Source organism: Methylobacterium hispanicum, from assembly GCF_022179285.1.
In the GTDB taxonomy this organism is placed as follows: domain Bacteria; phylum Pseudomonadota; class Alphaproteobacteria; order Rhizobiales; family Beijerinckiaceae; genus Methylobacterium; species Methylobacterium hispanicum.
This window is the reverse complement of sequence record NZ_BPQO01000002.1, coordinates 319,973-344,424: the sequence shown is the minus strand read 5'-3', so window position 1 is coordinate 344,424 and position 24,452 is coordinate 319,973. Positions and strand designations below refer to the sequence as shown.

Sequence of the window (24,452 nt, the reverse complement as noted above, 5' to 3'; positions counted from 1 at the left end):
GACGGCACGCAGCGGGCGTCGGTTGCAGTCTGAGGTGTACCTTTAGCGCAAGTAAGGGTGCCCCCGCTTGGGCGGCCTCCACCGAGGGCGGCATGTACATGTAAATGTTTGCGCTCCGGTCCCGGAAGGCGATGGAGCCGAGCAGCGTGGCATACCGCTTCCCTCAGCGGGCCAGTTCCCATCATTGGGGCGACCCGCTTCTTAATAGCCCCCCAACTTCAAGGGCATAAATTTTTTATCTCAATGGCTTGTGTTTCTGTCGGCTATTGGGCATATCAAATATGCCCAATAGCGCCGAACAGGCGGTTGCCGGAATGCCCCAGCATTACGAGAGGTGTCCAGTGAGGCTCGTTCGCTTCGACAACGATGGCGTGAACTACGAACGGTCTGCCCCTCATGGCTGAGGGCGCTCTAACGCTGAACGGCGTCGGCTGCTTCCGCGTTGCCGGAGCGCGCCGGTGAGCCGCCTCACAGTCGATGAGCTCGCGGGCGCTGCGGCGACCGCGTTCGGCTTCCGTTGGGCCGCTCCCCTCGCCGATGCCCTGTCGCGCGAGGCCGGTCGCACCGTCGCGGCCACCCAGATCCATCAGTGGACGTCAGGTGCCAGGCCCGTGCCCGCCTGGGTCGCCGACACAATCGTGCTGGTGCTCAAACGGCGGGCGCATGAACTCCAGCGCCAGGCCCGAGCGACCTACGCCGAGGCCCAGCACCTGGAGCGAGTGCTAGTTCCGCCACTTCCCGATTTTGAGCCCGATCCGGACGCCGAGCCGGAGGCGGACAACGATCTCACGCCGAGGATGGGCTGATGACAAAAAAAGTCCCGCCAGTGTTCGGTCCTCGCATCGAGCACCCCAAACAAACTGACATGATCCCCCTGCTCGACAATATCATCCTTGCTCAGCAGGTAGAGGCGGCACGACATTCCATCGGCGCGAACGGCCCCCCGACCGACGAGCCTATTCCCGCCGATCCCGTCATCGCTCCCCTGCCCGAGTTGGACCAAACCTACGCCAATCTCGACCGCATGTACTCGTCAGTGTTCGGCCCGCTCTGGCACGGGAAGGCCAGTGGCGAGCTCGGTGTCAGCGATGAGCGGATCATCCGACGGTGGCGAGACGGGGAAGGTAAGCCTGGCGAGGCGGAGATAGGCAAGGCGAGGGACCATCTCCTTGGCATTGCGATCAAAGCACTGGTGGCCATTGGAGAAACGGATCTCGCGACCCCTTTGGTCGCTCTCAAGGCGGGCCGAAGGAGCGCCGCCCAAGAGCGCGCAGTAAAAATTCATGAAAGGAATCTCGCCGTCGCCGCCGCGAAAAAAGCTGCGGCGGCAGCCAAGGAGGACGCAAGGCTGGCGCGCTTCGAGGCTTGGTGGAAAACCGACTGCGCGAGACGGACCAAGATCGCTGCCGAGACCATTGCCAGCCCGCGGTTCATCGTATCCCTAGCCCGGCCGTCGCGAGCTACCTAACGCGAGATTTCGGCGCCATGTCCGGATCGGCGGTGTGGGGGTATCTGAACGAAGCCGCGGACCTAAGTTGTAGTTCCACCGGTGCGTTGCCGGTTTTCCGGCGCGCTTGTCGATCTCGTCGAGGATTTTCTCGCTGGCACGCACACGGCATCCGTGAGGCCGAGGCGTGCCCGGATTTCCGGACAGGCTACGGCTGTCGTGCGCCGGCCGCTGCCATCTTGGCGGCATGGAACAGATTGTCTGCGAGCTGCTCGGCCACGATCTGGGGGATGCGAGCGGCGGCCGCCTCGCAGGCCTCCTGCCAGGGCTGCTCTAGGATCGGCTTGTAGGTCGCCCGGTCGACGGCGAGGAACAGCACGCGGGGATGGTCGATGTCGCGCATGCGCCGGCCGACGAGGCGCATACCCCCATCACGCCCGGGGATGTACATGCTCTCGCTCGTGGCGACGCGCGGCGGCCGGGCGACGTAAGCCAAGCGCTTCTGCCCGTGCAGGGTGATCTCGCCGAAGTAGACGCCCCACCTCGACGAGGTGCCGCTGCGCTTCGGCGCCTTGGTGCCCTGGGCCTCACGGGCGAGGCGCGCGAGGAATCCCGTGGGCACCCCGCCGAAGCGCGTGGGCTGGACGCCCTGCGTCAGCTTGATGTTGTCCCACCAGGGGATCAGCAGGTGGCGCTGGGCGAGACCGACGTCGCCGGGGAGGCGCGTGTTGTCCTGCAGGCCGAACAGGTACTTCAGGTAGGTCGACTGCTTCGGCATGACGTAGACGGCCGAGAACAGCCCGTCGGCCTTGCCCTGCTCGATGGCGTTCAGCCCCCCGGCGGTCGAGCGCTGGTACTTGATCGCGCTCTGCGTCCACGGCGTGTTCGACTTCAGGTGCTTGTGGAACTGCTCCCTGATGCCGAGCACGGCGTGCTTGGCGACCTCGTCGACGGCCCAGCCGGCGGCGCGCCGGTACTTGGCGATGCCGACGGTGGACACGAAGCGGTCGCGCCACGCCTCGATGGAGGGGGCGACGTCGGCGGCGATCTCGACACGGAACTTGAAGGTCATGCCCGGCAGGGTGCCCGAGCATGCGTGCCCCGTTCCAGGCTACGCGACCGCCGGACCCGCCGAAGCCGGTCGCGACGCGCTGGTCGGCAGGATTGCAAGGCCTTTCCTAGGGGGCGCATCGCCCCGAGCAATTTTTCTGCGCGAAACAGCCATCCGATGCGCCCAGGGAGGCTCGCCTGATGGGGGGATTTTTATTTTCCGACTGGCGACCCATCCGTTCCTTGAGGCCGGCGTAGACCCCGTTTCCCCGCCTTCTGCGAGGGGTGGTCTGCGGACCTGCCTTCCGAGCCCGATTGCCCGGGCTTTTCAAATGCTTGCGACGCGCGGACGATGCTTGGGTTCGCGCGTCGGGTGTGGTGCCCCGTCGAGCCGCGAGACCGGGTCAACGGATCATCTCCATGCATTTCGTCCAGGGCGACGACGCGCCCTTGAGTTTCGCCCATCTCGTGCCGGAGAGCGCTCTCGCGCGCCTCGGCATCCCTCGCGGTCGCACGCGCGACGACCGCGCCGTCCAGCGCGCCATCATCGGCCAGGCCCTCGTCCGGCACGATGGTGGCGGCGGCCGCATCTCGTATTCGCGCTCGGGCGAGTGGTGGAAGCTGGACAGGTACGAGGGCACCCCTTTCGGCCGGTCCAGGGTGCTCGGCACGGTCGATGCGCTCACCGACAGGGGGCTACTCGGCAGCTTCAGGGCCAAGCCCGGCGCCCACCTTGCCGAGGAGGAACGGGACCGGCTTCAGTCGGCCTTCTGGGCGACCGAATCCCTCGTCGAGGCGCTGCGAGGCGAGGCCGTCGAGCACCGGCGCCCGCGCGTGCCCGTGCTGCTCCGGGACGAGAACGGCGATCCAATGCCGCTTCCGCGCGCCCAGGAGGTCGACCGCATCGTGCGGAAAATGGAGCGCCGCAACGAGGCCATCTCCGGCATCGGTCTGTCGGTCGACCCGGCGGCGGTCGCGAAGGGGCTCTGGCGTTTCTCGGACCACCACTGGTGGGCGCTCTCGGACAAGGGCGAATGGACCTGTGTCCTGCACCAGGAGTTCCCGCACATGGTCCAGATGTTCGCCCGGCGCAGCTTCGACCTGCACGGTCGCATGTACGGGCCGTGGAGCAACCTGCCGGCGGCGCGCCGGGCCGAGCTCCTCCTGAACGGTGAGGCTGTCTGCGCGAAGGAGCCGGATTGGCGGTGCTTGCACCTCGACCTCGCCTACGCCATGTGCGGCGCCCGGCTCGACGGCGACGCCTATGAGGTGCGGGGCGCCACGGGTGTCCGACGCGGTCAGCTCAAGATGGCCGTCAACGCCTACATGAACGCAGCCGACCGCACCGCCACCATCCGGTCGCTGATGCTGAAGCGGCGAGAGACGGGCAAGGACGGCCGGCCGGCATGGCCTCGCCGGATGACATGGGACCAGACCGCGGAGGTCCTTTCCCGCATCGAGGAGCGGCACGAGCCCATCAGGGCGATGTTCGGCAGCGACGCCGGCGTGAGGCTCATGCGCATCGACGCCGAGATGGCCGGACAGGTCATGGATGCCTGCGCGAAGGCGAGCATCCCGTGCTTGCCGGTGCACGATAGCTTCTCCGTCCCGGGCCGCCACGAGGGGTTCGTCAAGGGGGTCATGGGCGAGGTCCTGGAGCGGACCCGCAACAAGCTTTCTGGAACGAGCACAACGACTTATCCCGTCGTTCGCCTACACTATGCCCCCCCGGGGGCGGGCGGCCCGGGGGCGGAGCCCCTCGGGAACGCTTCCGTGGAACCTCGGGACCGTGGCGCGGTGGAGGTCCCCGGCCCTTCCGGGGAGGCCCCGTCCGAGCCCCCGGTCTCTACCCGGACCCTCGCACCCGCGCCCTCTCAGGATGGACCGCAGGCGTCCGTCGCGGTCTCCTACCCGGAGCCGCGCACCTCTACCCGGATCCTCGCACATGCCGTCCTCGCCGTCCCCTGGCCCTTGCAGGACGTATCTAGCGACCCTCGCACCAGCACCTCGGAACCTACTCCCGAGCCGACGTCCAGGGCGGGCCGTACAGCCCCCTCAACCGTCTCGACCTCATCAGACCCTCGCGACCCTTCACCTGCCATCCCTGACCGTCTCTGTCCGACCTTGAGGCTCGACATGACCACCTGCCATCCCGCCGTCGTCGCCATTCCCGCACCGCACCCTCACGTCATCTACGACGTCGATGGCACCCCGGTCCGTGGCATGCCGGTCATGCTCCGCCCCATGGCGCAGGACCTCATCGCCGCCGGGCACGACCCGTACACGCCTCCCGTCGCGCCCTCTCCAAAAGTGGCCCCCGGGCTGCCCTCTGGCATTGTCCCTCGCGCCCCGTGGCCCTACACTGCGGGCATCCGGTGACCCGGTAGCTGCACCACAGCTTGAGCCCCGCTGCTGCGCACCTCGCGCCGGCGGGGCTCTCTCGTTTTGGTTCCCTCGCGGGTAGCCTTCCCGGGGACCGCCGCACCTACGACATCGCTCCGCGCATCTGGCCGAATACGGCCCCCGGGGGGACGCTTCCTGCACAAGGAGCGTCTCGTGCAGCCATCCCCTGCGACCGCCACCACCGCCCAGCGCGGTAATCCCGACGGCGTCCGCGCCCGTGCCACCGACCATGCCGTCCGCCGGTACGCCGAGCGGGCGTTGGGCGTCGTGGTCGACGGCGACGACGCCGAGGCCGTGAAGGCGCTGCAGGCCCGCCGGGTCAACGTCGCGGCCATTCGCCGGCGCCTCAGCATCGTCGGCGGCCTCGGGGTCGCCAACGGGGCCTGCGCCGTCATCGAGGGCCAGACGGGCCTGAAGCTCGTCATCGCCGACGGGGCCGTGGTGACCGTTCTGGCCCGGAAGCTTCGCGCCGACCTCCTGCCCACCGGCCCGTCGACGCCTGTGCCGCCCCGGCGCCAGCGCACGTGCCTCGACGCGGAGTACCAGGCGTGACCGACCGTCCCGACCGTCCCGACCGTCCCTTCCCCTTCGACGCCTGCCCCGACCCGACAACCTGCAAGACTGGCATGCTGGCGGTGATCCGCCCCGGCATGGACTGGTCCGAGGTCCACTGCGGTCGCTGCGGCGGCCAAGGCATCGTCAAGCACGGTGAGCTCCTGCCGCCGTCGCCGTTCCCGGACACGTTCGAGGCCATCCCGTCCGATCCCGTGTCCGAGCCGGTCCCGGAGGCGGACCCCGCCCCGGCGGCCGCGCCTGGCCCGTCCGGCAAGGGCAAGGGGTCCGCATCGTGAACCGAGGTCTCCCCTTCCAGGGCTATCATCAGCGCCGCGAGGCCGAATGGGTCGCGGCCCTGGTGCTGGCGGGCGTCGCGCTCGCGCTGCTCCTCCCCGGGGCGACGTTCTCCCGTCCGACTTTCGACGCCTTCTCCGCCATCGCCCCCGAGGGCACCTGGGGAGCCTCGCTCCTGGGCGTGGCCGTTGTCCGCATGCTCGGCCTTTGGGCGAACGGGGACAAGCGACACAGCCCCTCGATCCGCTTCGTCACCGCCGCCGTCGGCGCATGCGTCTGGACCGGTCTGGCGTGGCTCCTCGCCCGGGACGGCTACCCCGGCTGGAACACCGGCGTCGGCGCCTACGGCGTCCTCGCGCTCGTCGACGCCTACTGCGCCGTTCGCGCCATCTGGGACCAGGGCACGAACGACGCCCGGGCCGCCATCGTCCGGAGGGCCGCCCGTTGATGGACCTCGTCGCCACCTTCATCGGCCTGCCCGCCGACGCCCTCAAGGCCATCGGCACCGTCGCCGTCGGCGGCGTGCTCGCCGGGGGCACGTACGTGCTCGCGCGGATCAAGGAAGCCCGCCGGCCGCCGGAGCAGGCCCTCGCGCTTCCCCGCATCGCCCTCGACCCCGCCGACCGGGACCTCGGGTTCACGCTGGTCCGGACCGGCACCGACCTGACCCGCGCCCTCCACGACCACGGCGAGATCCTTCGTCGGTTCGGTCGTGACGACGACGACGGCGACGGGTCACCGCCCCGGCCGCCGCGGCCGCCCCGCTCGAACCGCCGGAGGTCCTGACCGTGCGCAAGCCCAAGCTCGTCCCGAACCCGAAGACGGTCGCCAAGCACAGCCGCGTGGTCTGGCTGTCCGGCGCCGGGTTCGTCTTCTCCGCGGTCCAGGCCGGCATGTCCTGCCTGGCGGCCGACCCGCCCTTCAGCCCGCCTGTGTTCGCGGTGGCGACCGCCGTCGTCTCGCTCGGCGCGCTCGTCCTCCCCTTCCTCGCCAACCGGCACCTCTCCGGGGACCAGGCCTGATGCTCGCCTTCCTTCGCAGCCTCGGCGTCGCGGTCGCCGTCGGCACCGCCAACGCAGCGCCCCGGGCAGTTGCCGGAAATCCGGCAACGGTTGCCGTCACCCGTTCGAGGACCTCCGGCCGGAAGCCGTCGCGCATCCTCCTGGTGCCGGCGGCCGCCGCGGCGTGCACCGGTCTGGTCGGGGGCTTCGAGGCGCTCCGGACCACGGCCTACCGCGACATCGTCGGCATTCCCACGATCTGCTGGGGCGAGACCCAGGGCGTCCGCATGGGGATGACCAAGACGGTCGCCGAGTGCAACGCGCTCTTCACCCAGCGCCTCGACGAGTTCGCCTCCCACGTCGAGGCCTGCGTCCCGTCGGCGGTGACGATGCCGGTCGAGCGGTACGCCGCCCACGTGAGCCTCGCCTACAACATCGGCTGGGCCGGCTACTGCGGCTCGTCGGTCGCCCGGCAGGCGAACGCCGGCAACACCCGCGCGTCCTGCGACGCCTTCCTCCTCTGGAACAAGGCCAAGGGCCAGGTCTCGAAGGGCCTGACCCGCCGGCGCGCCGAGGAACGCGCTCTCTGCCTGAAGGGAATCTGATGTCGACCGCCGCGATCCTGGCCGTCTCGGCCTGCACCCTCATCGGCTGGTGCGTCCTCGTCCAGGCCGTCCGCGAGGTCCTCGTCGCCCGGGCGCAGCCCCCGGCCTGCCCCTGCCGGGACCTCACCAGCCTGACCCTGACCCCGGGGACCGTCTTCGAGCTCTCGCCCGGGACGGTGATCCCCCCGGCGACCGAGGCCGACCCACGGTTCGTTTCCTTCACCCAGAAGCCCAAGGAGGCGGTGTCCCTGCACCCGGACCTCGCCCGCATGGCGCGTCGCGCCGGAGAGGTTCAATGACATGGACGCCCAAGCCCTCGAAGCTGCCGCCTGGACCAAGGCCGAGCTTGACGTGACCGAGGAGCTCACGCGGGCACTGCGTGCGACCCGGTACAAGCCCATGGACGGCCCCGACCCCGAGCCCGAAGCGGTCTTCGACGTGGCCCGCAGGATCGGGGACCACCTCCATGCGGCAGGCGCGCCTGAGATGGCGGACCGCCTGGAGGCCGAGATCTTCGCTGCCGCCGACACCGCCCTGGCGGTCCACTCCTACCGGCTCCGCATCAAGCTGTTGCGCGCCGGGGTGCACGTCTGATGCTCGACCTGGCGCTCGCCCTTGCCCTGACGCCTGCCGGAATTGCGGCGCTGGCCGCCGCGGCGGGCGCCGTCCTGGCAGCGGTCTACGTGCCCCGGCTGGCCGTGCCGGTCGCGCTGGTGGCGGTGATCCTCGTCGGTGTCGCCTACGTCACCCGGCTGCGGGATGAGGTCGCCTCGACCCGCCGGGACCTCGCCGAGGCCCGCGAGCTCGCCGAGGTCCGCGGTCGCGTCGTCGAGTCCCTCCAGCGCGAGCATCAGGCCGCGGCCAAGCGGACCCGCGCGACGGCGGCCGCCCATGACCGCATCCGGCGCGCCCCGGCGTCCGACGACGGTCCCGTCGCCCCGGTTCTCCGCGATGCCCTGGAGGCCGGACAGTGAAGCCGATCATCGCCACCGCTCTGTTAGCACTCGCCCTCGGCGGCTGCCAAAGCCGTGGCGGCTCCCTCGCCGAGATCCCGGACGAGCTCCTGACCTGCCAGGGCGCGCTGGCCTGGCGCCGAGGCGGCACCCAGCGCGACGTCGCCGTCCACGTCACCGACCTGCGCGCGGCCCACGGGGACTGCCAGGGCAAGCTCGGCGCGGTCAGGTCCATCGCGAGGCCCGGCCAATGACCCCGGTCGCCCTCGTCGCCCTGTACTGCCTCGCGGCCGCGCCGGCGCCCCTCGTCACGTCCGACGTCAACCGGGTGCTCCGGGGCGAGCCCGTCGCCGCGGCCCCCGCCCGGGGCGACGTCGCCGCGGCCGCCCGGGAGGCCGCCCGCCATCGCCGGAGGCACCCGTGAGCGTCACCGTAGCCTTCATGGTCGGGTTCCTGATCGGGGCCTGCCTCTACGACCCGCCCCGCTGGCCCCCGAGGGCGGCGTGAGGGCCTACGTCCCCGACGTCGTCACCCCGGCCGCGCGGGCCGTCGTCGACGCCGCCCGGGAGCTCGTCCGGTCGAGGCGCTGGTTCCTCGACCTCCCGGCCGACCGCGACCTCCCCGACGCCATGCAGGCCGCCCTCGAACGGGCGGTGCGAGCCCTCGACGAAGAGGATGCCGACCGTGGCCGAGGCTGATCCCTGCCGCCGGGCGCTGACGCCTGTCGAGGAGGCCAAGCTGTTCGCCCGGGACGCGCTTCGGGCCGCCCGGGGCGTCCTTGCCGGAAATCCGGCAGATGCGGCCGGCGAGGCCTACCTGGCGGTGTTCGCCATGCTCGCCGTCGGCGCCCTGTTCCCCGAGCTGGCGGAGGATGCCGGGCGGGCCTGCGGAGCGTCCCGGGAGGCCTGACGGGGGGTGCTCAATCTTGAGCAGACGTCGACGCAGAACTGCGTTCACATCGGCGCCGGCGGGGCTCGGAAGCGACGGGCCAGGTGGGTTGCGTGCGAATCGGTATCATGGGGGGCACCTCGCGCCGCGAGGCGGCCCCTGCCGGTGCGCTAACACCAAGACAGGGGCCTGACCCGAACACGGATGGAACCCGTGAATCAGGCTGCTCTCATTTCTACCACGACCTCCCTTCCCGCCGTCGCCCTGGCCGGCGACAAGGCTGTGGCCGACACCCGCGACATCGCCGCCTACTTCAAGCGGACCCATAAGGCCGTCCTGGTGGCCGTGCGGACCGCGCTGGTCCGCAGCCCCGAGATTCTTGGGCACAAAATTGTGCCGATGCTCGACGAGGTCGGAACCGGCAACGGTGCCTCTCGCGAGGTCCTGGCCTACCGCCTCGACCGGGACGCCTTCAGCCTCATCGTCATGGGGTTCACGGGCGAGAGGGCCTTCCAGTGGAAGCTGGCCTACATCGACGCCTTCAACCGCATGGAGGAGGAGCTCCGGCGCCGGACGCAGGTCCCGGCCGTCGACCTCAACGACCCCGCTTCCCTCCGGACGCTCCTGCTCGGCTACTCGGAGCAGCTGATCGCGGCCAAGGCCGAGGTCGCCGAGACCCGCCAGGCCCTCGTCGTCACCGAGAAGCGGGCCGCGTTCGCCGAGGCGGTCATCGAGGAGGTCCGCCCCAAGATCGAGGCCTACGAGGCATTCCTCGACGCGGATGGGCTCTGCACGCTGTCGACCGCGGCCCGGGCCATCGACGCCCCCCAGAAGCTGTTCTTCTCCTGGCTCCGCAAGAAGGGCTACCTGTTCGACGCCGACGGGTTCGCCCAGCCCCGCGCCGACCTGCGCAAGTCGGGCTACATGAAGATCCGCTGGCACGACGTCACGCCGACGAGGCGGGAGTGGCGGACGTACGTCACGAAGCCGGGCCTCGAATGGCTACGCCAGCGCTGGTACGTCGGCCCCGGGCAGGCCCTCCGGCTCCAGGCCGCCGTCGCCAACCGCCAGGCCGAACTGCCCGGTTTGGAGCAGCGCACGTAAAGGGTAGCGAAACCGACTTCGCTACCGAACCGGCCCGGTTCCCGAGAGGGGGCCGGGCCTTTCCTTTGCCGCCAGGACCGTGGCGGCGGATGGCGCCGGGGGTGTCGCGGCGACGCCGGCGACGACCAGACCCAGCGCGCAGAGCAAGAGCGCCACCGCGAGCGTCTGGTCCACGGTCAGTCCCCCGGCGCCGGCAGCGCCTCGTCGTCGAGCTCGGCCGGGGCCGGCGTCGCCGCGGCGGCGCGGCGCAGGGCCGTCATCAGGTCGAGCCCGAGCGCCTCCGCGATCAGCACCGCATGCCCGACGTCAACCGGTCGCCCGGCCTCCAGGTCGCGGATGGTGCTCTCGGAGACGCCGGTCTCGATGGCGAGGCGCCGCACGGGCATGCGCCGGGCCGCCCGGCAGCGAGCGACGACATCCCCGATTTCGCGGCGGCGGCGAGCGGCTTCGCGGGCCGTCCATTCCTCAGCCGAGAGCTCGGGGTCGTCCACGGTCGGGTCGTCGATGGCGAGACGCATGGGGGGCTCCGGTGTTGCGACAGCCTAGGTGGGCAGCTGGCTAGTCACCAGAGCTCACGTCGCCCTCGCCGAGGGGCGGGCACGGCCCGCTCATCGCGACCGTCACGTTTAGCCCGTCCTGCTGGGTGACGCTCCATGCCCGCATTTGGCTCTCGCCATACCCGCCGCCGCCGCCGACCGGCGACCAGTTGCCCCCGAGCTTGCCCCGGTTGAGCCAGGCGTTCCCGGCGCCCTGCATCTCGATGCGTTCCTTTCCGCTCCGGACGTCCCTGGTCCCGCAGACCACCGTCGTAGTCCAATAGTCCGTGCCACGGACAGGGGACGCGTAGAGGCGCGCGAATCGCTCGCGGCCGCCGTCGAGCGGCCCCCGCACGCTGAGGAGGAATCTGTCACCCACCGAGGGGAAGGACGGCTCCCCGACCGGCGCCGCGGCGGCCGGGGCGGCGGCGAGCGCCAGGGCGAGGGTCAGAGCACCGCGTAGCATGAGCCGTCCGCCTCGAAATGAACCAGGGAAGCGCGGACGACCGGCAGGCCGTCCTCGGTCAGGAAAGAGGCCGCCTCGAACGGGTCGAAGCGGACGCGGATGGTGCTCGGCCAGCGCGGGGCGACGATGGGCGTGCCGACGGCGAACGCGCAGACCTCGCGGACCTGCAGGCGCTGCACCCTGGCGACGGCGGCGTGGTGGACCACGAAGCGGACGTCCCGCAGCGCCGTCTCGGCGACGTGCCGGACGACGCGGTTTCCGGCCCTGATGCTCCAGGCCCGGCGGCGCGTGTGCCAATAGACGGCCACCTCGACGGCGGCGGTGGATGGGGAGACCATGACGTCCCCCATCACATGCGCGTCGCGAGGGCGTCACGGGCAGCGACCAGGCCCTCGACGAGATGCCGGAGGGAGCGCACGCTGCCATCCCGCCAATGGGCGGCCAGGACGGCTTCCTCCTCGGGATCGAGGCCGGGCAGCCACGCGTCATCGAGGCCGCGTTCGGACCTGATGTCGGCCATGATCCCCCGCGTCAGGGCCGGGAGCGAGGCCAGCGTGCGAGGCCCCATCTCCAGTACCCGGAACCGCGATAGCAGCGCCGCGTCGAGGCCGTCGCGGGTGTTCGCCGTCGCGATGTAGGAGACGCCGCTGAGGTCGACCGCGCATTCCAGATAGGGATCCTGGTACGCCCGCGCGGTCTCGCGTTCGGTCAGGGCCAGGACGCCGTCGGTCAATAGCCCGTTGTCGCGGCGCGTCCCGGCGCGGGAGAGCTCGTCGAGGACAACGAGGACCGAGGCCGCATCGGCGCGCCGGATGGCCTGCAGGGGCACGCAAGCGCGACCCGTGCTCCATTGGCGGGACGTGCCGATGAAGCTGGAATCGCTCACCCCGGCGCACGCGTAGACGGTGACGGCCAAGCCGAGCACCTCGCCGAGCCGGCGGGCGAACCTGCTCTTGCCGGTGCCGGGCGGCCCCAGCAGCAGCGTGGGAGGGAGCGACACGTATGCCCGACCTGAGAGGGGACGGAGGATGGCGTCGATAGTGGCGGTGTCGTCCGGAAACTCGGCGGCGAGCGTCGCCCGGGCCTCGGCGAGGTCCGGGACGCGGACGAGGCGGAGCCGCCGTCCGGCGACGGGCGCCCACTCCGAGCGGGGCGTCGAGCCGGTATGACCGCCCGGCTTGCTCTCACCGGACTTCGCCAAGCCGGGCAGGTGCGAGACGCTGGCGAGGACGAGCAGGCTCGGGCCGTTCGCCACGGCCGCCGCGGCGGCCGCCTCCTCGGCGGCCATCTCGCGGGCGGCCGTGGCCCAGGCCGGCTCCGGTTGAGGCGCGCCCCGGGATGCCTCAGCGAGAAGATGGCCGCCGCGAACCAGCGCAAGGGCGAGCCGTCCGAGTGCGCCTTGGCCGGGGCGCCAATGAAGCGGATCGACGTCCTCCATCAGGCCGATGGCGACCCTGACGTAACGGTGCCCGTCCGCTAGCCCGAGGATCTCGGGCAGGAGGGCGCGGATGTAAACCCGAGCGGGTTCGTGGCCGACTTCCCATGCGCATAGCGCCAGCACCCCGGCCAGGAGCCGCAGGTGTCCTGCGACGTACGCGTCCTCGTCGGTGAAGACGTCGCTGAAGTCGGCGACGATGTTGCTCTCGCGTAGCCATCCGACGACGGCGTCGAAAGCCGTCGAGACCTGGACGGCCAGGGTCTGCTCCGCCTCGCGCCGGTCGCGCTTCACCTCATGCGAATAGGCGTCGAATGCGAGCGCCAGGCCGCGGTAGATCCCCGCCAGGCGCACGTCCTCACCGAGCGCGTCGGCGGTCCGGAGCACGGGGACCGACCTGCCATAGCGAGCGGTGAGCAAAAGGGCGGCGGGAGCGTGCGGGAAGCCCGCGCGGCGGGGGGCTTCGGCGTCGCCGGAAAGGTAACGTTCGAGCGCGCAGGCGAGCGCGCCCGCATCGGGGGGGCAGGTCATGGAGTGCTCCATCGTGCAGCGCCGAGGGGCATCCCTTCGAGCGCTTAGTCAGCCGGTGGTTTTAGCCGCTAATCCTTAACAGCCCCTGTCACCGCATCCCTCCAGGCGGACTTTTCCCGTCTCGCGACCATGAGGATTTCGACGGCGTTCCTTGAGACCTCCATGGCCTCCTCGAACTGGGCGCGCGGATGCGAGCCTTCCGCCGCCTTGGTCGCGTACCGCGCCAGCGCGAGCAGGAGGCCGCCCAGGGCCTCGGGCGCGTGCGAGTCCGTCGTCTGGGCTAGGGCGAGCAGGACGGACGGAGGCAGTCCCTGGCGGGCGAGACGCGTCATCGAGAGGCCGCGGCGGTCGACGGCGAACGCCTCGGCGAACGCCGTGGTCCACCCGCCCGGCCAGAGCCGATCCGCCGCGGCGTCGACGGCGTCAACCAGCGCGGCGTTGACCGCGGCCGGGTCGAGCGGCTTCGGCTCGCCCTCGCCTATGAGGTAGGGGCGGCGCTCGGGGTCGTAGGCGAGGGCCAGGCGCCCGACGAGCCCGACGGCGGTCCAGGTCTTCGGGCGGCGCCAGCGGTCCGGCGACACGTATTGCAGCGAGATCTCCATGCCGTCCCCGATAGCACGGCCCCGGCGGCGCGCCAGCGGCCCGGCGCGTCCCTGTTCGAATCGACGCGCGGGCGTACCCATCGGAGGATGGCCTCCGACCCACTTGCCGGAAATCCGGCAAACACGAAGCCCGGCCGGAACGCCGACCGGCCGGCTTTGGCTCGTTCACATGAGAGACTGGACGAGGGCCATGCGCCAGATTTCCGGCGCAGTCGCGTAGGCGCTACTCAGCCGCGATTGGGTTCTTCCGCGGACGACCACGCGGCCGGCCGGTCGGAACGCGCCCGTTCTTCGACTTCTTCGGCGCGACCAGCGGCGCCGGGATCTCCCCGCCCAAGTCATAGGCGGGCGGTTCGTCCGAAGGGGGCCGCCCCGGGGCACCCTGGGCGCGGCGCTCTGCCATCGCGACGTACTCGGGGTTCATGTCGGACAGAACAGCCTCCAGCTTCAGGCGCCGGGCCACCGCGGCCGTGGTGCCGGAGCCGCACATGGGGTCGAACACCAGGTCGCCCTCGACGCAGGTCATCATCAGGAGCGGCTCGTAGACCGCCTCCGGCTTCTGCGACGGGTGCCCGGTCTGCTCGGCGCGCCCGACGAACCCTGTCAGAAGCGCGCTTTCGATGACGCTCGTCGGGCCGGGCATGTACCGCAGCTTGCCCTGCTCCTTGAGCGCCATTTGAGCGGCGTTCATGAAGTGCTCGGGGTAGAGCTTCGCGTCCGGCTTGCTGAAGTGCAAGCAGGCGTTCTGGCTCGACCGCCAGCCGCGGATCACCGAGGGGTTGTTTTTGTAGTACCAAGTCAGCCAAGCGACGAGCTTGTGCCCAGGCGGGCCGCGCTTCACGAAAGGCGCGATGATCTCAGGGAAGCCCCACAGGTAGACGTGCTCGCTGAATTCGGCGACGCCCTGCAGCAACCTGAATATGTAGTCTTCGTAGTCGTCGCGGACCCCTCCGAACCCCTTGTTGTACCAGGGGTCGAGCATCGTCACCTTCACGGTCCGCCCCGACGCCTTCATCTCGGCGATGGCGTCCTCGACGTCCTGCGGCTTCCAAACCTCGATCAAACGCGTCACTCCTTGGGCTTGGTCTCAAGCCCGAAATACGTGAGCAGGAACCCTAGCGCCTCCCCCTTCTGCTGTCGGTTGGCGTTTTGGAGGATCCCCAGAATGTTCATCTTGCCGGTGGTGCTGTCCCAATAGTTCTTCTTCGTGACCTGGTGGCGGGCGCACAAGGCCTGCCATGCCTCGGGGTCGTTCGGGTCCGCGGCCGGGTTGATGGAGTGCGGGGTCGTGTGGTCCGCCGTCAACCGGACGGTGCCCCCGCCAATGGGGTCGATGTCCCCGGCGCGCAGGCCGCACGGCTGGCCGTCCTCCCGCCATTGGCAGCAGTTTCCAGCGCGGCGAAGCACTTCGGCCCATGTCTTGGCCGTCGGCATGACCCGCTTGGCCGCCGTGGGCCGCTGGTCGGTCGTCGGCATGACATACTCGGAGGCGGCGAGTTCGGGCCAGTCGCGCTTGGCCAGGATGGTGTATCCGGAATCGGTGCGGAGCTCGGAAAGCCGCTGGTGCCAATTCTCCGGGATCAGCCCAGTCTCCGGGTTCGTGGCCGCCTTCTGGATCTGCTCGCGGGTGACGACCTTGCCGACGTTCGCCAGGAACAGCGCCAGGATGCGCTTACTGACCGAAGCCTGCCGGTAGCCCGTGGCCGGGTCGTCAGAATGAATTTTCGCCTTCGGTATCATGCGGCCAAGCTGGCCGAGTCATGGTTAACGGACCGTTGCGACTGAGGCCAAGGCGAACCGTCCAGGGATTACGTAACCACGACCCCAAGCGCCGCTTGCCGCCCCCGGCGCGAGCTGCGATCCCTCTCTCACCGAAGCCCATGAGGCCCGCCGTGAAACGCATACGCCACCCCCGCCTGAGACCGACCCCCGGGGCGTGACGCCATGCGCGCAGCCCCCCGCTACGGAGGCTGCCTTCATGTCCAAGACCAAGCACAACCACTTCGCCGGTTCGACCACCTGGTTCACCGCCGACACCCATTTCGGGCACCGCGGGATTCTCCGGATGGAGAACCGCCCCTGGGACGACATCGCCCGCCACGACGACGACCTGGTGCACGCCTGGAACTCGCGCGTCCGGCCGGGGCACGACGTGTTCTTCCTCGGCGACTTCGCCATGAACTCGTCGGCCGAGCGGTGCCGGGAGATCTTCTCCCGGTTGAACGGGAAGCTGCATCTCATCATCGGCAACCACGATGGCGACCGCCACCTGGAGCTCGGCTGGGCGTCCCCGCCGGCGGACCTGCGGACCATCCATGTTGACCAGGTTCGCCTCGTCCTTTGCCACTATGCCCTACGGACCTGGAACGGCTCGTGGCGCGGCGCGCTCCATCTCTACGGGCACTCGCACGGCAAGCTGCCGGGCACGAACCGCTCGCTCGACGTCGGCGTCGACGCCTGGGGGTATCGCCCGGTGTCCCTGGCGGAGATCCAGGAGCGCATGGCGGCGACGCCCGAGACCGACGAGGAGCGCCGCATCGCCGAGGAGCGCGAGGCCAAGGCGAAGCGGGAGGCCGAGGAGGCCTGAAACGACGAGGGCCCCGGGGAGCGTCCCGGGGCCCTTCGGCTATTCGGCTTCCTCGATGGCGGCGGCCGCCCGGCGCAGGGCAAGGGCCTGCGCCTCCAGCGCTGACGCCTCCCGCCCGAGCAGGGCGAGCAGCGCCGGCGCCACCGTGTCAGGGATATCCCGCTGCCCGGCGGCCCACCGCTGAACCAGGCGTGCATCGACGCCGAGAGCGGCCGCAACGGGGCGGCGCCACTCGGGACCGAACAGCGCCTCCCCGGCGGCCGCGAGCAGATCGGGCCTCACGCCTCGGCCCTCCAGACGCACGAACCCGACCATTCCGTGATCCACGCGATCAACTCCAACGGCTCGTCGGGCGTGCCGCAGGCCCATGCCAGGACCTCACCCGACGAAAGGGTCCCGAGGTACACGTCCCCGGGCCGGTCCTCGCGGTACCAGGCCGGGCGGGGGCGCGTGCAGGCCGCCGCGATGGAGGCCGCGGCGCGCCTGGCATCGGCCTCGGTTCGGGCGGACCGCAGGACCTGGATGGCGGGCAGCGCGCCCAGGGACGCGCGGCGCGCTGCAAGGTCGTGGATGACGATGGGGTTGTTGTCGTTCACCGTCGCCTCCTTCAGATGCAGAGCCCGAGGGCGCGGTCGTCGGCATCGAGCTCGGCGAGATCGCGCTCCAGCAGGACCTGCGCAAGGTCGACCTCGAAGCCGCCGAGGCCCTCCCGCTCGCGGCGCTTGCGCCCCTCGGGCAGCGCATGCGTGTAGAGGAGGCGGACCTCGATCTTCCCGTCGATGTCGAGGTCCTGCTCCAGGGCCCAGTCGATCCACGCCGCCTTGATCGGGCGGGTGCTGCGCCAATCGACCTGGATGACCAGGTCGAGCTCCGGATGCGGGTACTCGTCGTACGGTGCCGCGATGCGGGCATGCACGACCGGCGTGGCGCCGGCGGCGTGGAGCGCGTCGGCGATGCGCTCGCGGTCGGCCTGTTCGAGGCGGTGGGCGGGACGTGAGAGGATGGGGGCGGTGGGACGCATGTGCCGAGGTCTCCCTTGCGGCGATGGGCGGTCGGCAGGGCCGACCGCATAGGGTGAATAGTACGATTCGCGATGCATGCCGCAAGGCCCCTCGGGCCGTGTGGCTTTCGTCGTCCGGGCGCACCTTGCCGGGGTCACTTCCGAAGGAGGATCTCGTGCGTTCGTTTGCCCGCTTCATCGCTGCCGTGATGAAGGCCGCCATGGCCGCGATGGCGGCCGCCCCCCGCATGGTCTGGGATGGGGCCCGCTGGGTCGCCCGGGCCGTCACCGCTCCGCCGTCGGGCGTCGCGGCCGCCCAGGCCGAGGCCATGGCCGAGATCGAGGCCGCCGCGCAGGAGGACGTGGCGGCTCAGGCCAAGCCCGTCGCCGCGCCGGCCGACGTCCAGACAGCATGGGGGCGCGCCGCCGTCGCCCATCTGGCCCCTCTGCCCGGGCAAACGCCCGCGGCGACGGCGTGCCTCGACGATGCGGCGCGGCGCTACCTAGACCGGCTCTCCCCGGAACAGGCGCTAAAGCTGGCGTCGCTGGAGCCCCGCCATGTCGGCGCGCATCTGCTCGGCGACCGGCCGCTCGCCGCGCTGCCCCGGCCGCTTACGATGGCGGAGTGGCGGAAGGAGGAGGCAGAGCGCCTCGCCGCGGCGGCGAAGCCCCGGCCGCGTCCGGACGCCGAGCCCCAGCGCGGACGTCGGGACGCGTCCCACCGGCCGAGCCCGGCCTTCGCCGCCGCCTGATCGGACGTCCCTCGAAACCAGCGAGCCCGCCTCGGGGGACCGAGGCGGGCTCATATATTTTTGGAATCCGTAGTCTAAAGCGCGTCTGACTTGCCTGCGGCCATTGACTCTTGCTGCGCGCCCCTGGGCGATGCCGTGATGGCATCAGTTCATGCCGCGCCGGCACGTGCCCGGAGCATGAGGATGCGCATGCGCTGCTCGTCGTCGGCCTGCCGGGCGGCCTCGGCGCGGGACGCGTCCGCCTGCCGGGTCCGGGCCACTGCGACACGTCCGGCGCGGACGCGGGCGGCGACGGCGTGCCACTCGTCCGCGGCAGCGGCAGCCTGCTCCGCGCGGGCGATCTTGCCGGCGATGAGGGCGAAGCCGATGGCGCCGGCGAAGGCGTAGGCGGTGGTCTCGAAGGCCTGCCCGACTTGGTGAGCGCTGGTGTGGTAGTGCGTCATCAGGGCCGCCTCCGTCGTTCGTGCTCGATAGAGATCGCAGCTCGCGAATCGGACGCCAAGAGTCCCCGACGGCCTTCCTGTGCGCAGGGTAAAGGAAGCCCTGGCCGGGGCCGCCTGGTGGCTTGCCGGCCGACGCAGCATGCTCCCCTCCTGACCGGGAGGGCCTCCATGTACGATGACGACGCCGGCGACGAGTTCCTGGAAGGGGTGCTGGCCGAGGCGCGAGCCGATCAGGACCTCGACACGCCCGGGCCCGGGCCGCTGCCGGTTCCCAAGCCTGCGGGTGTCCGACGGGCAGGCTCGTCCGCGGCCGCCGAGCGCAGGCGCGACGACGCCGAGCGCAAGCGCGTCGAACGCCTCAAGCGCCGCGAGGCGGGCTTGCTGGAGACGCCCTCCATCGACGCCGTCATCGTGGCGGCGCTGGCCGCCCACCTCGCCCGCATGGGGGTGAAGGACACCGTCGCTTTGGCGGGCGCCATCGGCGGGCTGCGCGTCCCGCTGCTGCCCGTCTTCGGGGAGGCCAAGGTGGTCCTGATGGAGAAGGGGGCGAGCGCGGAAAGCGCCGCCCTGATGCTCGCCGGGCGGCTGCTGGGCACCCCGCAGACCCCGAAGACGGACGCGGCGGCCTGAGATCCTGGACGCATCCGAAGGCCGGGTGCTGATGTAACGGGGCGCCACCATAGTAGAGGCCCCCTTTTCCATGGCCGCGTCCCGATGTCAGGCCGCCCCCCATAGACGGAGCGGTAACTCGGGCTGGTCCACGGTCCCCCAAGCATGATCGAGGGGGCAGCATGGTAGAGATGACGAACCTGGCGACGGCCGAGCGGGCCTTCCTGTTAGAGAAGGCTCAGCGGCGGGTCGCCGATGCCAGGAACCGGTTCGAACTCCGTGAGGCCGCCTGCAACGTCCGCCTGCCAGACGGCTCCGGCCGCTTCATCGCGACGCCAGAATACAACGAGGCCTTTACCCGGATGGAGGCCGCCCAGGCCAGGCTGATGAAGCTGTACCGCGAGACGCTGGTCGCCGAGGACCTGCCGGACGAGCTCGTCCGCGAGGTTCTGCGCGCCCGGGTGGCGCATGCCGGGGCCGAGGCTTGGTGCCGGCGCATCTCGGATATCCCAGGCGGCCCCGACCTGGACCCCGATTACGTCAAGGCCGTAGTCCTTGAGCTCCGCATGGGCCGGCGCGACCGCGTCCCGCCGGGCCTCCGGCTGGCCCTGGTTGAGGAGGACGAGGAAGGCGCCCACCGGCGTGGCCTGGAACGGGACACGGGGGGCAGCTCATAACGTGAACCGACCAAACATCGACCAAACATGTTGCCGTTAGGGGAGGTGATTTGGGGTCACGAGAGATGACGAGAGAAACCCCCTTGCGCTGCCGACGGCGGCATCGTAGAGACACCGCCGTCGGCACACGCCCCCGTTCGGGACGTGGGGGTCGCAGGTTCAAATCCTGCCACTCCGACCAAATATCCCGAGATCTCATAGCAACGTCCGTTACAGGTCCCCCCAGGGGCGCCGTCGAGCCTCGATCGCTCGGCATGTCGGCGGCTTTCGCGGGACCGAGTCTGCCGCTCCGGGCGCGAGCGGCCAGAAATCCCATGGCTCTCGCGGACCCGCCCGACGGATCGACGTTGCCTGCGGGTCGCGGCAGGCTTTGCCGGCTCGCCTCCGCGGTTGAGATCGCGGCGCGGACGGACCAGGATGGCCCCCGATCCTGGGGAGGGCCGCCGATGGTATCCGATTGGCTCCACAAGCTTCAGCTCCGCCTCTGGCAGCGCCGCGAGCGCGCGATGGCGCGAGACCTCCGGCCGAGCGGCACAAGCGAAGGCGACTGGATCGGAGCCAACGTCGCAGCCTCGGCATCCTGCTCCGGGACGGGCGGCCAGGCTTGGGTCCCCCCGGCCTCCTTCAACCCGTCGACCTGTGACGTCGGATCCTCCGGCGGTGGCGGAGACTGCTGAGGCACCCGCCCGCTCCACCCTCACCGGTTGCCGATCGTTGGACCTCCGGCGGTCCCCCCTGTGCCCGGCGGTCCGCTCGTCTGCGTTCCGCCGATATCGACGCCCGGCGTCGTCCCGGGAACGGGCGAATTGCTCGGGTTCGCCGTGTTTCCTGCACGGGGCGGTCTCGGCCCGAGATCACGATCGTCGGGGCGCACGCCACCCGTCCCGGCGGGGGCTCGGACACCGGTATTGCCCGCGCCGCCGGTGACGACCTGCGCCGCGGCCGGGTCGGCCAGCACGAGCGTGGCGACGACGGCGAAGGCCTTGAGGTTCCGCATCGATGCTGCTCCGCCCTCCGCAATCGGAGCCCAACCCCTGAGATCCCCGAGGGTTCAGCCGCGCCCGGCGCGGGGACCGTGAGGCCGGCGGGCGCGCCGCCGTCCTCGCGCAAGTCCTCGATGGCCCCAGGCGCCGACGTGTCGATGGCGGGGGGATCCGCGGGCCGATCGCCCACGGTTTGACTGATATCGATATTGTGTTTTTAATGTTTGAAGTAAGTCGCTGTGCAGTGAGTACTCAACAATACAATCAACTGGAGGAGAGTGCGATGCTCAAGTCATTGAGTGCGACGGCCGCCCTTTGTGCCCTGATCATCCCTGTCGGAATCGCCGAGGCGATGCCGATGGGCGGCTCGTACACGGGCCGCGTGGAGAGCCAGACGCCGCAGCCGATCGGACCCGATCAGATCCGAATTCAACAGAAGGCGACCGGCGTGAACACCGGTCCCGGCACGCCGCTGGATGGGGCGACGGTTCAATGGACCGAGACCGCGACGCTGACGAACGGTCAGGGACCCGTCGAGGGCTTGATCACCTTCACGACACCGGCCGGATCGACCTCGAGCACCTACCGCGGCACGGTGACGACGGATGCTCAGGGTCGCGTGACCGCGACCGGAACCTACCGGGACAAGTCGAGTACCGGCGAGTTCAAGGGCGTGAAGGGCAGCGGGACCTTCTCGCTCGCCTACGTCTCGAGGACCGATTTCACGGGTGAGTGGAAGGGCGACGTCAAGCTCCCGGCGCAGAAGGCCTCGAAGCGCTGACGCCCGCGCGTCCGGGCCGCCGGGGCTTCCGCCCGCGGGTCACGGGGAGTGACGCCGTGTCCCGCCTCCCTGCCCGCACCCCGCGATCCTGCAGGCTTCGCGGATTGCCCCGGCCCTCGACCTGTACGGGCAGCGACGACTCCGATACCGTCCGCGCTCGGCATCGTGGCGTGGTTCGGCGATCCGGGAAGAACCCCGCATCCGCCGAAGCGTTCTGTCTCAGCCGCAGGCCGTTCGAGGAGCACGTCGTGTACAAGGTGAGAGGGACGGATCCGTCCGGCCGGGTCATGACCTTCGCTTGCGGAACCGACGAACAGGCGATGGAGAAGACCTGGGAACTCCAGCGCCGTGGGTTCCGCGACGTGGTGGTCCTGGACCCGAAGGGTCGTGAGATGGGCGCCGTCGCTTTCGAGCGCTCCCTGGACATCGACTGGGACTGAACGGCCGTTCCGTCACCGGATCCGCGCGCGCGGGATCCGTCGTTCTCCCGCGGCCACCGGGACCGTTTCGCCGCTCTCCGCCGCCCGTCCTGCCGGACGCCGCGGCGTTTCGCGGAAACGTTTCGTTAACCATGACAACCTAGCTCGGACAGCGAGCTGCCGGTCACCGTCTCAACACCGGGGCAGCGCGTGCAAGGCGATCCGAGCCACCCTCTCGGATCGCCTCCTCGCCCCTTGCGGGGAGCGTCGCTTGCGGGGAGCGTCGCACGGGATCCGGCCGATGCCCGCGAGGCGTGCCGGCTCCCCCTGTCCACGATTCCCGCCCGATCGGGCCGGCCGTCCCTCTTCCGGGCGCGCGAGACCGCGGTCGATTGATCCATCGCAAGGCGGCTTCGAACGCGGGGGGACAGGATCCTGCCAGCGGATCGACCGCGGCTGGACAGCTGGAACCGACCCCATGACGAGCAGATCGCGCCCGGCCGTCGACGTTGGCGACGGGTCGCCGACCCTTCGCCGCCCGGCACGGCGCCCGCGACAGCCGCAGACCGCGCAGGGCATCGCGGACACGCCGTCCTGAGGGCATCCGGATGCCGTTGCACGCCATACTCGCAGGCCTCACGCGCCGGCTGGACCGGGCCGGGCTGCTCGGTGCGCCGGAGCGGCAGGTCCTCCTCGGCCTGAAGCCGCAACGGCGGCAGGTTCCGGCCCGTGCGGACATCCGCGGGACCCGCGACCATGACGGCGCGCACCTGATCGTGAGCGGCGTCGCCTGCCGTTACGAGATGCTGCCGGACGGCACGCGCTGCATCATCGCCCTCTACTTCCCGGGAGAGTTCTGCGGGGTCCCTTTGCTGGTGCCGCGCACGGTCACGAGCACCGTGGGGGCGCTGTCGGCCTGCGTGGTCGCCGACGTCCCGCTCGGCACGCTGGCGACGCTGGTCAGGGCTTATCCGCGCATCGGGCTCGCCCTGTGGTGGCTGTCGGTGGTGGAGCTGAGTATCGCGCAGGAATGGCTCGTCAACGCCGGCCGGGATGCCGAGCGGCGGATCGCGCACGCCATCTGCGAGATCCTCGCGCGACAGCGCGCTTCGGGCTGCGACGAGCACGAGGTGTTCTCGAACGGGATACGGCAGGTGACGCTGGCCGACATCACCGCGGTCTCCACCGTACACGTGAACCGGGTGCTCCACGCCCTCCAGGAGGGCCACCTCATCAAGCTGGCCAAAGGCGTCGTGACGGTGCCCGACTTCGCCCGCCTCGCCGCCTTCGCGGGTTTCCATCCGGGCTACCTGCACCTCTCCGACGGCGCGACGGCGGCCCCGTCGGAGGCGGGCGCGCCGGGCGTGTCCGTCTTCGGCGAGCGCCCCGATGCGCGGGGCTTCGCGGCCGTCCGGCGGGGCCCGATGCGCGGCTGAGCGGGGGCGGCGGGATCCGGGGGGCGCGGCCCGGCTTCCCGCACCGGGCGCAGCGGTGGGTTCGTCAGTGGGACATCAGGCAGCAGACCGGCGTCCTCTCCAGCAGGTCGCGCGTCACGCCGCCGAAGAACCATTCGCGCAGGCGGCCGTAGCCGTACCCGCCCGCCACGATCAGGTCCGCGCGGAAATGGCGCGCCGCCCGCTGCAGGTCGTCGGCGACGCTCCAGCCGGACGGCGCGGCGACGTGCGCGCTCGCGCTGACGTCGTGCAGGGCGAGGTAGCCGACCACGTCCTCCACGTCCGAGCGGTCGGCGGGGTCGGCGACGCTGAACACCTGGACGGCCTCGGCGCGGCGGAGAAACGGCATGGCGTCGGAGATCGCCCGGCGCGTCTGGAGCGTGTTCTTCCAGCCGATGACGACGCGCGCGGCGTCGAGATGTCCCGTGCCGGCCGGGACCACCAGGACGGGCCGTCCCAGCCCCATCAGCGCGTCCCCGACGCCGACCGTCATGCCGGGTGAAACGCCCTCGTCGTCCGCGTAGCGACCGAGGACGACGAGATCCGCCGCCCGTGACTGACGCGCGAGGAACGGGACCGGGCCGGCGAGGTCGGAGCGCCACACCGTGCGGTCAGCCAGGGACGAGGCCGCGCGGAAGGCCCGCTCGGCGCCCGCGAGCTTGTCCAGGGCCGCCTGCCGGATCTCCTCGATGACGAGGCCCATGGGTGCGGCCGTCTCGCCGTAGCTCTGCGGATAGTCCGGCAGGCAGGCGGCGGCCCCGAGGAGGCGGGCGCCGAAGCGCTGCGCGACATCGGCGGCCAGGCGCACCCGTGCCGAGGCGTGGAGCCCGTCATCGACGCCCACCATGATGCTCGCGTACGTCATCGTGCCCTCCCC

Annotated in this window: 38 protein-coding genes; 24 read left to right on the top strand and 14 right to left on the bottom strand. The window is 70.8% G+C overall.

Going from position 1 to position 24,452, the window contains the following annotated elements:
* Nucleotides 1-458 precede the first annotated feature (458 nt).
* Together MFF56_RS03765 and MFF56_RS03760 are read left to right on the top strand one after the other, a co-directional pair.
* Nucleotides 459-806: a hypothetical protein gene (locus tag MFF56_RS03765; protein WP_238229512.1), complete on the top strand. Its 348-nt coding sequence runs from the start codon at nt 459-461 to the stop codon at nt 804-806.
* On the top strand, nt 806-1,468 hold the full coding sequence (locus MFF56_RS03760) for a hypothetical protein (RefSeq protein WP_238229511.1): 663 nt from the start codon (nt 806-808) through the stop codon (nt 1,466-1,468). Before MFF56_RS03765 ends, MFF56_RS03760 begins: the two co-directional genes overlap by 1 nt.
* A gap of 187 nt (nt 1,469-1,655) precedes the next feature.
* Here MFF56_RS03760 and MFF56_RS03755 read toward each other — a convergent pair whose 3' ends face one another.
* Nucleotides 1,656-2,519 (bottom strand): hypothetical protein, encoded by an 864-nt coding sequence (locus tag MFF56_RS03755; protein WP_238229510.1) that lies wholly within the window; start codon nt 2,517-2,519, stop codon nt 1,656-1,658.
* A 398-nt stretch (nt 2,520-2,917) separates the two neighbouring features.
* Between MFF56_RS03755 and MFF56_RS03750 the strand changes: the two genes are divergently transcribed.
* The 15 genes from MFF56_RS03750 to MFF56_RS03680 all read left to right on the top strand — a co-directional run bounded on the left by MFF56_RS03750 (nt 2,918) and on the right by MFF56_RS03680 (nt 10,300).
* The gene (locus MFF56_RS03750; protein ID WP_238229509.1) at nt 2,918-4,876 is read left to right on the top strand and encodes a hypothetical protein; all 1,959 of its coding nucleotides are present in this window, start codon (nt 2,918-2,920) and stop codon (nt 4,874-4,876) included.
* A 177-nt stretch (nt 4,877-5,053) separates the two neighbouring features.
* The gene (locus MFF56_RS03745; protein ID WP_238229508.1) at nt 5,054-5,452 is read left to right on the top strand and encodes a hypothetical protein; all 399 of its coding nucleotides are present in this window, start codon (nt 5,054-5,056) and stop codon (nt 5,450-5,452) included.
* Nucleotides 5,449-5,751 (top strand): hypothetical protein, encoded by a 303-nt coding sequence (locus tag MFF56_RS03740; RefSeq protein WP_238229507.1) that lies wholly within the window; start codon nt 5,449-5,451, stop codon nt 5,749-5,751. Before MFF56_RS03745 ends, MFF56_RS03740 begins: the two co-directional genes overlap by 4 nt.
* Complete coding sequence (locus tag MFF56_RS03735; RefSeq protein WP_238229506.1) at nt 5,748-6,197, top strand: hypothetical protein; 450 nt, start codon at nt 5,748-5,750, stop codon at nt 6,195-6,197. Before MFF56_RS03740 ends, MFF56_RS03735 begins: the two co-directional genes overlap by 4 nt.
* Nucleotides 6,197-6,535 carry a hypothetical protein gene (locus MFF56_RS03730; RefSeq protein ID WP_238229505.1) on the top strand — a complete coding sequence of 113 codons (339 nt, stop codon included), beginning with the start codon at nt 6,197-6,199 and terminating at the stop codon, nt 6,533-6,535. The genes MFF56_RS03735 and MFF56_RS03730 overlap by 1 nt, the downstream gene beginning before the upstream one ends.
* Nucleotides 6,536-6,537: 2 nt before the next feature.
* On the top strand, nt 6,538-6,771 hold the full coding sequence (locus MFF56_RS03725) for a hypothetical protein (RefSeq protein ID WP_238229504.1): 234 nt from the start codon (nt 6,538-6,540) through the stop codon (nt 6,769-6,771).
* Entirely contained in the window at nt 6,771-7,355 is a 585-nt protein-coding gene (locus tag MFF56_RS03720) for a lysozyme (RefSeq protein WP_238229503.1), read from the top strand. Before MFF56_RS03725 ends, MFF56_RS03720 begins: the two co-directional genes overlap by 1 nt.
* Nucleotides 7,355-7,654, top strand: a complete 300-nt coding sequence (locus MFF56_RS03715; protein ID WP_238229502.1) for a hypothetical protein — start codon at nt 7,355-7,357, stop codon at nt 7,652-7,654. The genes MFF56_RS03720 and MFF56_RS03715 overlap by 1 nt, the downstream gene beginning before the upstream one ends.
* 1 nt (nt 7,655) lies before the next feature.
* The gene (locus MFF56_RS03710) at nt 7,656-7,949 is read left to right on the top strand and encodes a hypothetical protein (RefSeq protein WP_238229501.1); all 294 of its coding nucleotides are present in this window, start codon (nt 7,656-7,658) and stop codon (nt 7,947-7,949) included.
* Nucleotides 7,949-8,329, top strand: coding sequence for a hypothetical protein (locus MFF56_RS03705; protein WP_238229500.1), 381 nt, complete (start codon nt 7,949-7,951; stop codon nt 8,327-8,329). Before MFF56_RS03710 ends, MFF56_RS03705 begins: the two co-directional genes overlap by 1 nt.
* On the top strand, nt 8,326-8,562 hold the full coding sequence (locus MFF56_RS03700; RefSeq protein ID WP_238229499.1) for a hypothetical protein: 237 nt from the start codon (nt 8,326-8,328) through the stop codon (nt 8,560-8,562). The genes MFF56_RS03705 and MFF56_RS03700 overlap by 4 nt, the downstream gene beginning before the upstream one ends.
* Entirely contained in the window at nt 8,559-8,732 is a 174-nt protein-coding gene (locus MFF56_RS03695) for a hypothetical protein (protein ID WP_238229498.1), read from the top strand. Before MFF56_RS03700 ends, MFF56_RS03695 begins: the two co-directional genes overlap by 4 nt.
* 79 nt (nt 8,733-8,811) lie before the next feature.
* A complete protein-coding gene (locus tag MFF56_RS03690) occupies nt 8,812-9,006 on the top strand; it encodes a hypothetical protein (RefSeq protein ID WP_238229497.1) in 195 nt (64 codons plus the stop codon).
* Nucleotides 8,984-9,217 (top strand): hypothetical protein, encoded by a 234-nt coding sequence (locus MFF56_RS03685; protein ID WP_238229496.1) that lies wholly within the window; start codon nt 8,984-8,986, stop codon nt 9,215-9,217. Before MFF56_RS03690 ends, MFF56_RS03685 begins: the two co-directional genes overlap by 23 nt.
* A gap of 183 nt (nt 9,218-9,400) precedes the next feature.
* Complete coding sequence (locus MFF56_RS03680; protein ID WP_238229495.1) at nt 9,401-10,300, top strand: phage regulatory protein/antirepressor Ant; 900 nt, start codon at nt 9,401-9,403, stop codon at nt 10,298-10,300.
* Nucleotides 10,301-10,476: 176 nt separating this feature from the next.
* On the opposite strand, the gene MFF56_RS03675 is transcribed toward MFF56_RS03680, so the two are convergent.
* The 7 genes from MFF56_RS03675 to MFF56_RS03645 form a co-directional block, all read right to left on the bottom strand.
* A complete protein-coding gene (locus MFF56_RS03675) occupies nt 10,477-10,818 on the bottom strand; it encodes a helix-turn-helix domain-containing protein (protein WP_238229494.1) in 342 nt (113 codons plus the stop codon).
* Nucleotides 10,819-10,858: 40 nt separating this feature from the next.
* A complete protein-coding gene (locus tag MFF56_RS03670) occupies nt 10,859-11,302 on the bottom strand; it encodes a hypothetical protein (protein ID WP_238229493.1) in 444 nt (147 codons plus the stop codon).
* Nucleotides 11,284-11,640 carry a L5-gp82 domain-containing phage-derived protein gene (locus MFF56_RS03665; protein WP_238229492.1) on the bottom strand — a complete coding sequence of 119 codons (357 nt, stop codon included), beginning with the start codon at nt 11,638-11,640 and terminating at the stop codon, nt 11,284-11,286. Before MFF56_RS03665 ends, MFF56_RS03670 begins: the two co-directional genes overlap by 19 nt.
* Nucleotides 11,641-11,651: 11 nt before the next feature.
* Nucleotides 11,652-13,268, bottom strand: coding sequence for an AAA family ATPase (locus tag MFF56_RS03660; protein ID WP_238229491.1), 1,617 nt, complete (start codon nt 13,266-13,268; stop codon nt 11,652-11,654).
* Nucleotides 13,269-13,336: 68 nt separating this feature from the next.
* A complete protein-coding gene (locus MFF56_RS03655) occupies nt 13,337-13,951 on the bottom strand; it encodes a hypothetical protein (RefSeq protein WP_238229490.1) in 615 nt (204 codons plus the stop codon).
* 142 nt (nt 13,952-14,093) lie between these two features.
* Entirely contained in the window at nt 14,094-14,852 is a 759-nt protein-coding gene (locus MFF56_RS03650; protein WP_238229554.1) for a DNA methyltransferase, read from the bottom strand.
* An 86-nt stretch (nt 14,853-14,938) separates the two neighbouring features.
* Entirely contained in the window at nt 14,939-15,610 is a 672-nt protein-coding gene (locus tag MFF56_RS03645; protein ID WP_238229489.1) for an HNH endonuclease, read from the bottom strand.
* A gap of 238 nt (nt 15,611-15,848) precedes the next feature.
* Between MFF56_RS03645 and MFF56_RS03640 the strand changes: the two genes are divergently transcribed.
* Nucleotides 15,849-16,457 carry a metallophosphoesterase gene (locus MFF56_RS03640; RefSeq protein ID WP_238229488.1) on the top strand — a complete coding sequence of 203 codons (609 nt, stop codon included), beginning with the start codon at nt 15,849-15,851 and terminating at the stop codon, nt 16,455-16,457.
* 39 nt (nt 16,458-16,496) lie between these two features.
* Here the strand turns inward: MFF56_RS03640 and MFF56_RS03635 are convergent, their stop codons facing one another.
* The 3 genes from MFF56_RS03635 to MFF56_RS03625 are packed head-to-tail and all read right to left on the bottom strand — an operon-like array spanning nt 16,497 to nt 17,478.
* Complete coding sequence (locus MFF56_RS03635) at nt 16,497-16,739, bottom strand: hypothetical protein (RefSeq protein WP_238229487.1); 243 nt, start codon at nt 16,737-16,739, stop codon at nt 16,497-16,499.
* The gene (locus tag MFF56_RS03630; protein ID WP_238229486.1) at nt 16,736-17,053 is read right to left on the bottom strand and encodes a hypothetical protein; all 318 of its coding nucleotides are present in this window, start codon (nt 17,051-17,053) and stop codon (nt 16,736-16,738) included. The genes MFF56_RS03635 and MFF56_RS03630 overlap by 4 nt, the downstream gene beginning before the upstream one ends.
* A gap of 11 nt (nt 17,054-17,064) precedes the next feature.
* Nucleotides 17,065-17,478 (bottom strand): hypothetical protein, encoded by a 414-nt coding sequence (locus MFF56_RS03625; protein WP_238229485.1) that lies wholly within the window; start codon nt 17,476-17,478, stop codon nt 17,065-17,067.
* Nucleotides 17,479-17,633: 155 nt separating this feature from the next.
* Here MFF56_RS03625 and MFF56_RS03620 point away from each other — a divergent pair, with 155 nt between their 5' ends.
* Nucleotides 17,634-18,209: a hypothetical protein gene (locus MFF56_RS03620; RefSeq protein WP_238229484.1), complete on the top strand. Its 576-nt coding sequence runs from the start codon at nt 17,634-17,636 to the stop codon at nt 18,207-18,209.
* A gap of 149 nt (nt 18,210-18,358) precedes the next feature.
* Here the strand turns inward: MFF56_RS03620 and MFF56_RS03615 are convergent, their stop codons facing one another.
* The gene (locus MFF56_RS03615) at nt 18,359-18,652 is read right to left on the bottom strand and encodes a hypothetical protein (RefSeq protein WP_238229483.1); all 294 of its coding nucleotides are present in this window, start codon (nt 18,650-18,652) and stop codon (nt 18,359-18,361) included.
* Between the two features lie 168 nt (nt 18,653-18,820).
* On the opposite strand from MFF56_RS03615, the gene MFF56_RS03610 reads away from it, so the two are divergent.
* Both MFF56_RS03610 and MFF56_RS03605 read left to right on the top strand, forming a co-directional pair.
* Complete coding sequence (locus tag MFF56_RS03610) at nt 18,821-19,282, top strand: hypothetical protein (protein WP_238229482.1); 462 nt, start codon at nt 18,821-18,823, stop codon at nt 19,280-19,282.
* A gap of 170 nt (nt 19,283-19,452) precedes the next feature.
* On the top strand, nt 19,453-19,938 hold the full coding sequence (locus MFF56_RS03605; RefSeq protein WP_238229481.1) for a hypothetical protein: 486 nt from the start codon (nt 19,453-19,455) through the stop codon (nt 19,936-19,938).
* Between the two features lie 697 nt (nt 19,939-20,635).
* On the opposite strand, the gene MFF56_RS03600 is transcribed toward MFF56_RS03605, so the two are convergent.
* Nucleotides 20,636-20,935: a hypothetical protein gene (locus MFF56_RS03600; RefSeq protein WP_066923817.1), complete on the bottom strand. Its 300-nt coding sequence runs from the start codon at nt 20,933-20,935 to the stop codon at nt 20,636-20,638.
* Between the two features lie 269 nt (nt 20,936-21,204).
* Between MFF56_RS03600 and MFF56_RS03595 the strand changes: the two genes are divergently transcribed.
* The 3 genes from MFF56_RS03595 (at nt 21,205) to MFF56_RS03585 (ending at nt 23,557) form a co-directional block, all read left to right on the top strand.
* Entirely contained in the window at nt 21,205-21,702 is a 498-nt protein-coding gene (locus tag MFF56_RS03595) for a hypothetical protein (RefSeq protein WP_066923819.1), read from the top strand.
* Nucleotides 21,703-21,950: 248 nt separating this feature from the next.
* On the top strand, nt 21,951-22,142 hold the full coding sequence (locus tag MFF56_RS03590; protein WP_066923821.1) for a hypothetical protein: 192 nt from the start codon (nt 21,951-21,953) through the stop codon (nt 22,140-22,142).
* 587 nt (nt 22,143-22,729) lie between these two features.
* Nucleotides 22,730-23,557 (top strand): Crp/Fnr family transcriptional regulator, encoded by an 828-nt coding sequence (locus MFF56_RS03585; protein WP_066923823.1) that lies wholly within the window; start codon nt 22,730-22,732, stop codon nt 23,555-23,557.
* Between the two features lie 64 nt (nt 23,558-23,621).
* Here MFF56_RS03585 and MFF56_RS03580 read toward each other — a convergent pair whose 3' ends face one another.
* Complete coding sequence (locus MFF56_RS03580; protein ID WP_238229480.1) at nt 23,622-24,440, bottom strand: putative universal stress family protein; 819 nt, start codon at nt 24,438-24,440, stop codon at nt 23,622-23,624.
* Nucleotides 24,441-24,452: the final 12 nt, after the last annotated feature.

Bases quoted from the DNA above. Each gene is read 5' to 3' on its own strand.
- MFF56_RS03760 (WP_238229511.1), top strand. From the start codon at position 806: ATGACAAAAAAAGTCCCGCCAGTGTTCGGTCCTCGCATCGAGCACCCC.
- MFF56_RS03755 (WP_238229510.1), bottom strand. From the start codon at position 2,519: ATGACCTTCAAGTTCCGTGTCGAGATCGCCGCCGACGTCGCCCCCTCC.
- MFF56_RS03750 (WP_238229509.1), top strand. From the start codon at position 2,918: ATGCATTTCGTCCAGGGCGACGACGCGCCCTTGAGTTTCGCCCATCTC.
- MFF56_RS03730 (WP_238229505.1), top strand. From the start codon at position 6,197: ATGGACCTCGTCGCCACCTTCATCGGCCTGCCCGCCGACGCCCTCAAG.
- MFF56_RS03720 (WP_238229503.1), top strand. From the start codon at position 6,771: ATGCTCGCCTTCCTTCGCAGCCTCGGCGTCGCGGTCGCCGTCGGCACC.
- MFF56_RS03715 (WP_238229502.1), top strand. From the start codon at position 7,355: ATGTCGACCGCCGCGATCCTGGCCGTCTCGGCCTGCACCCTCATCGGC.
- MFF56_RS03710 (WP_238229501.1), top strand. From the start codon at position 7,656: ATGGACGCCCAAGCCCTCGAAGCTGCCGCCTGGACCAAGGCCGAGCTT.
- MFF56_RS03705 (WP_238229500.1), top strand. From the start codon at position 7,949: ATGCTCGACCTGGCGCTCGCCCTTGCCCTGACGCCTGCCGGAATTGCG.
- MFF56_RS03695 (WP_238229498.1), top strand. From the start codon at position 8,559: ATGACCCCGGTCGCCCTCGTCGCCCTGTACTGCCTCGCGGCCGCGCCG.
- MFF56_RS03685 (WP_238229496.1), top strand. From the start codon at position 8,984: ATGCCGACCGTGGCCGAGGCTGATCCCTGCCGCCGGGCGCTGACGCCT.
- MFF56_RS03680 (WP_238229495.1), top strand. From the start codon at position 9,401: ATGGAACCCGTGAATCAGGCTGCTCTCATTTCTACCACGACCTCCCTT.
- MFF56_RS03675 (WP_238229494.1), bottom strand. From the start codon at position 10,818: ATGCGTCTCGCCATCGACGACCCGACCGTGGACGACCCCGAGCTCTCG.
- MFF56_RS03670 (WP_238229493.1), bottom strand. From the start codon at position 11,302: ATGCTACGCGGTGCTCTGACCCTCGCCCTGGCGCTCGCCGCCGCCCCG.
- MFF56_RS03665 (WP_238229492.1), bottom strand. From the start codon at position 11,640: ATGGTCTCCCCATCCACCGCCGCCGTCGAGGTGGCCGTCTATTGGCAC.
- MFF56_RS03660 (WP_238229491.1), bottom strand. From the start codon at position 13,268: ATGACCTGCCCCCCCGATGCGGGCGCGCTCGCCTGCGCGCTCGAACGT.
- MFF56_RS03655 (WP_238229490.1), bottom strand. From the start codon at position 13,951: ATGGGTACGCCCGCGCGTCGATTCGAACAGGGACGCGCCGGGCCGCTG.
- MFF56_RS03650 (WP_238229554.1), bottom strand. From the start codon at position 14,852: ATGCTCGACCCCTGGTACAACAAGGGGTTCGGAGGGGTCCGCGACGAC.
- MFF56_RS03645 (WP_238229489.1), bottom strand. From the start codon at position 15,610: ATGATACCGAAGGCGAAAATTCATTCTGACGACCCGGCCACGGGCTAC.
- MFF56_RS03640 (WP_238229488.1), top strand. From the start codon at position 15,849: ATGTCCAAGACCAAGCACAACCACTTCGCCGGTTCGACCACCTGGTTC.
- MFF56_RS03625 (WP_238229485.1), bottom strand. From the start codon at position 17,478: ATGCGTCCCACCGCCCCCATCCTCTCACGTCCCGCCCACCGCCTCGAA.
- MFF56_RS03615 (WP_238229483.1), bottom strand. From the start codon at position 18,652: ATGACGCACTACCACACCAGCGCTCACCAAGTCGGGCAGGCCTTCGAG.
- MFF56_RS03610 (WP_238229482.1), top strand. From the start codon at position 18,821: ATGTACGATGACGACGCCGGCGACGAGTTCCTGGAAGGGGTGCTGGCC.
- MFF56_RS03605 (WP_238229481.1), top strand. From the start codon at position 19,453: ATGACGAACCTGGCGACGGCCGAGCGGGCCTTCCTGTTAGAGAAGGCT.
- MFF56_RS03600 (WP_066923817.1), bottom strand. From the start codon at position 20,935: ATGCGGAACCTCAAGGCCTTCGCCGTCGTCGCCACGCTCGTGCTGGCC.
- MFF56_RS03595 (WP_066923819.1), top strand. From the start codon at position 21,205: ATGCTCAAGTCATTGAGTGCGACGGCCGCCCTTTGTGCCCTGATCATC.
- MFF56_RS03585 (WP_066923823.1), top strand. From the start codon at position 22,730: ATGCCGTTGCACGCCATACTCGCAGGCCTCACGCGCCGGCTGGACCGG.
- MFF56_RS03580 (WP_238229480.1), bottom strand. From the start codon at position 24,440: ATGACGTACGCGAGCATCATGGTGGGCGTCGATGACGGGCTCCACGCC.